This window comes from Streptomyces sparsus (assembly GCF_054776295.1).
In genome coordinates, this window is record NZ_BAAHCA010000467.1 from 1 (window position 1) to 3,815 (window position 3,815).

Sequence of the window (3,815 nt, forward strand, 5' to 3'; positions counted from 1 at the left end):
CGGCCGCTGCGTCGCTCTGGGCCTACGCCGACCGACTGGGCCGCGCCGAGGCCCGGCGGGTGGCCGCCGTCGCGCGCTGGAAGGTGAAGAAGCTGCCGCTGCGCCCGCCGCCCCCGCCGGCCGAGCGGCTGGAGCCGGTGAGCGACTCCTGGCACCTCTCCGGTCCCGGGCTGCCGCCGGTCATCACGCGGGTCCCGACCGAGGACAAGGTCGTCTTCCTGACCATCGACGACGGCCACGAGAAGGACCCCGAGCTGCTGGCCATGCTGCGTGACCTGGACGTGCCGTACAGCGCCTTCCTGGCGGACTACGTGTCGAAGGACGACTACGGCTACTTCCGGAAGATGCGCGACGACGGCGTCGCCATCAACAACCACACCCTCCACCACCCGGAGATGCCCAAGCTGTCGTACGAGCAGCAGCGCCGGGAGATCTGCGGCCAGCAGGAGGTGCTGAGGAAGGAGATGGGCGAGGCGCCCCGGCTGTTCCGGCCGCCCTACGGCGCCTACAACCGCGACACGCTCCGGGCCGCCGCCTCCTGCGGCATCCGGGCGGTGCCGCTGTGGGCCGAGGAGGCGTGGGCGAAACGATTCGACTGGAGCCGAGCCGACCAGAGGTTCCATCCCGGCGACATCATCCTCACGCACTTCCGCGGCCCGGAGCACTGGGGCGGCACCATGACCGACATGGTCCGCCGCACCCTGCGCACGGTCACCGAGCAGGGCTACGCCGTCGCGCGGCTGGAGGACTACATCTGAGGCCCGCCGCCCGCCCGGGATGCCGGGCGGGCAGCCGCTGGTCAGCGGCGGTAAAGCGTGCCCAGGTCGATGTCCACGGGGAACGGGACGGGGACGGCCGTCCGGCCGCGGTGGATGCCGGTGGGCACGTAGTCCCCGGTGGTGTCGTCGAGTTCGTAGACGTGTGCCACCGGGGCGTCCTGCCCGCTCCCGCTGTCGTCGCGCTCCCGTTCGACCCGCCAGAAGTGCCGGATCCCCGCCTCCGCGTACCGCTGCGGCTTCGTCCGGCGGTCCCGTTCGCGGGACTCGGCGGAGACGATCTCCACGGCGAGCTCCACCTCGTCGGGGGTGAAGGCGGTGCGGGTGGTGGCCGGCGCGGTGTTGACGACCAGGACGTCGGGCTCCGGGCGCTGCCGCTCGCCGAGCCGCACGGTCATCCCCACCACGACCCGTAGGTCCCCGGGGGCCGCGATCTCTCTCGCATGGGCGAGCCGCCGCTTCACCGTGCTGTGGAAGTAGGTCTGCGGCGACGGCGTCACAAGAATTCCGTCGACCAGTTCGCAACGGGGCGCGGACGGGGGCGGTCGGTCCAGGTCGTCGGCGATCCAGCCGTTCGGCGGGGGACAGGTCCAGGCCGGCAGGGGGCGTCCGCTTCGGGGATCCCCCGGTTCTGCGGCCATCCGCACGGCCTCCCTGCTCTGCTCGGCGCTCGGCGCGGGGCGCTGCGGTCCTTCGCCCAGAGTGGCTTCCGGGACGTCGGCGGCGGGGCGGGACGGGTCGCCGGGCGACGCGTGCGGGGGCGCTGAATTGGCACTCGGCTTGACCGAGTGCTAGCGGCCGCATAATGTCGGCGTTGGCACTCTCCCCAAGGGAGTGCCAGAAGTACGGCAGGCAGGTCCGGCACCCGCGACGACGGATCTACCAGGTCGTACCCCAGACATTAACCCCGTGAGATCTCCGAAGGGGGAGGTCGGATCGTGACGACCGCCAGCTCCAAGGTTGCCATCAAGCCGCTCGAGGACCGCATTGTGGTCCAGCCGCTCGACGCCGAGCAGACCACGGCCTCTGGCCTGGTCATTCCGGACACCGCGAAGGAGAAGCCCCAGGAGGGGACTGTCCTCGCCGTGGGCCCGGGCCGGATCGAGGACGGCAAGCGTGTCGAACTCGACGTCAAGGTCGGCGACATCGTGCTCTACAGCAAGTACGGCGGCACCGAGGTGAAGTACAACAACGAGGAGTACCTCGTCCTCTCTGCCCGCGACGTTCTCGCGATCGTCGAGAAGTAAGCCACCGCAGTTTCTGTTCCGCGCCCTGGTTCCCGTTGTCTCGACAGCCGGGGCCAGGGCGCGGTTCGCATTAATGAGGACTGAGAGGACACCTGTAAGCCATGGCGAAGATCCTGAAGTTCGATGAGGACGCCCGTCGCGCTCTCGAACGCGGCGTCGACAAGCTCGCCGACACCGTCAAGGTGACCATCGGCCCCAAGGGCCGCAACGTCGTCATCGACAAGAAGTTCGGCGCGCCGACCATCACCAACGACGGCGTCACCATCGCCCGCGAGGTCGAGCTCGACGACCCCTACGAGAACCTCGGCGCGCAGCTGGTGAAGGAGGTGGCCACCAAGACCAACGACATCGCTGGTGACGGCACCACCACCGCCACCGTGCTCGCGCAGGCGCTGGTCCGCGAGGGCCTGCGCAACGTCGCCGCGGGTGCCTCCCCGGCCGCCCTGAAGAAGGGCATCGACGCCGCCGTCAAGGCGGTGTCCGACGAGCTGATCGCCTCCGCCCGTCCGATCGACTCCAAGTCCGACATCGCCTCCGTCGCCGGACTGTCCGCCCAGGACAAGCAGGTCGGCGAGCTGATCGCCGAGGCGATGGACAAGGTCGGCAAGGACGGTGTCATCACCGTCGAGGAGTCCCAGACCTTCGGCCTGGACCTGGACTTCACCGAGGGCATGGCCTTCGACAAGGGCTACCTGTCGCCCTACATGGTCAGCGACCAGGAGCGCATGGAGGCCGTCCTCGACGACCCCTACATCCTGATCCACCAGGGCAAGATCGGTTCCATCCAGGACCTGCTGCCGCTGCTCGAGAAGATCATGCAGGCCGGTGGCTCCAAGCCGCTGCTGATCATCGCCGAGGACGTCGAGGGCGAGGCGCTCTCCACCCTCGTCGTCAACAAGATCCGCGGCACCTTCAACGCCGTCGCCGTGAAGGCCCCCGGCTTCGGTGACCGCCGCAAGGCGATGCTCGGCGACATGGCGACGCTCACCGGCGCCACCGTCATCGCCGAGGAGGTCGGCCTCAAGCTCGACCAGGTCGGCCTCGAGGTGCTCGGCTCCGCTCGCCGCGTCACCGTCACCAAGGACGACACCACGGTCGTCGACGGTGCCGGCAAGGCCGACGAGGTGCAGGGCCGTGTCGCCCAGATCAAGGCCGAGATCGAGTCCACCGACTCGGACTGGGACCGCGAGAAGCTCCAGGAGCGCCTGGCCAAGCTCGCCGGCGGTGTCTGCGTGATCCGCGTGGGCGCGGCCACCGAGGTGGAGCTCAAGGAGAAGAAGCACCGCCTGGAGGACGCCATCTCCGCGACCCGCGCCGCGGTCGAGGAGGGCATCGTCTCCGGTGGCGGTTCGGCACTCGTGCACGCCGCCAAGGTGCTGGAAGGCAGCCTGGACAAGACGGGCGACGAGGCCACCGGTGTCGCCGTCGTGCGTCGTGCCGTGGTCGAGCCGCTGCGCTGGATCGCCGAGAACGCCGGCCTCGAGGGCTACGTCATCACCTCGAAGGTCGCCGAGCTCGACAAGGGCCAGGGCTTCAACGCCGCCACCGGCGAGTACGGCGACCTGGTCAAGGCCGGCGTCATCGACCCGGTGAAGGTCACCCGCTCCGCGCTGGAGAACGCCGCTTCCATCGCGTCGCTGCTCCTCACGACCGAGACCCTGGTCGTCGAGAAGCCGGCCGAGGAAGAGGACAGCCACGGCCACGGTGGTCACGGCCACTCGCACTGAGCTGTACGGCGCCCGTACCGGGCGCACACCGAGGCCCGCCGCCCCCGCCGCACAGCCGGGGTGGC

At 70.0% G+C, this 3,815-nt stretch carries 4 protein-coding genes; 3 read left to right on the forward strand and 1 reads right to left on the reverse strand.

Features of this window, described 5'->3' with window-relative positions; translation table 11 throughout:
• A partial coding sequence (locus ACYVE9_RS18575) for a polysaccharide deacetylase family protein (RefSeq protein ID WP_461029009.1) occupies nucleotides 1-758 on the forward strand: 758 nt, incomplete at its 5' end.
• Nucleotides 759-799: 41 nt separating this feature from the next.
• Here the strand turns inward: ACYVE9_RS18575 and ACYVE9_RS18580 are convergent.
• Nucleotides 800-1,417: a Uma2 family endonuclease gene (locus tag ACYVE9_RS18580; RefSeq protein ID WP_461029010.1), complete on the reverse strand. Its 618-nt coding sequence runs from the start codon at nucleotides 1,415-1,417 to the stop codon at nucleotides 800-802.
• A 297-nt stretch (nucleotides 1,418-1,714) separates the two neighbouring features.
• Between ACYVE9_RS18580 and groES the strand changes: the two genes are divergently transcribed.
• Both groES and groL read left to right on the forward strand, forming a co-directional pair.
• Complete coding sequence (groES, locus tag ACYVE9_RS18585) at nucleotides 1,715-2,023, forward strand: co-chaperone GroES (RefSeq protein WP_283990325.1); 309 nt, start codon at nucleotides 1,715-1,717, stop codon at nucleotides 2,021-2,023.
• A gap of 101 nt (nucleotides 2,024-2,124) precedes the next feature.
• Nucleotides 2,125-3,750: a chaperonin GroEL gene (gene groL / locus ACYVE9_RS18590; protein ID WP_461029011.1), complete on the forward strand. Its 1,626-nt coding sequence runs from the start codon at nucleotides 2,125-2,127 to the stop codon at nucleotides 3,748-3,750.
• Nucleotides 3,751-3,815: the final 65 nt, after the last annotated feature.

Bases quoted from the DNA above. Each gene is read 5' to 3' on its own strand.
- ACYVE9_RS18580 (WP_461029010.1), bottom strand. From the start codon at position 1,417: ATGGCCGCAGAACCGGGGGATCCCCGAAGCGGACGCCCCCTGCCGGCC.
- groL (WP_461029011.1), top strand. From the start codon at position 2,125: ATGGCGAAGATCCTGAAGTTCGATGAGGACGCCCGTCGCGCTCTCGAA.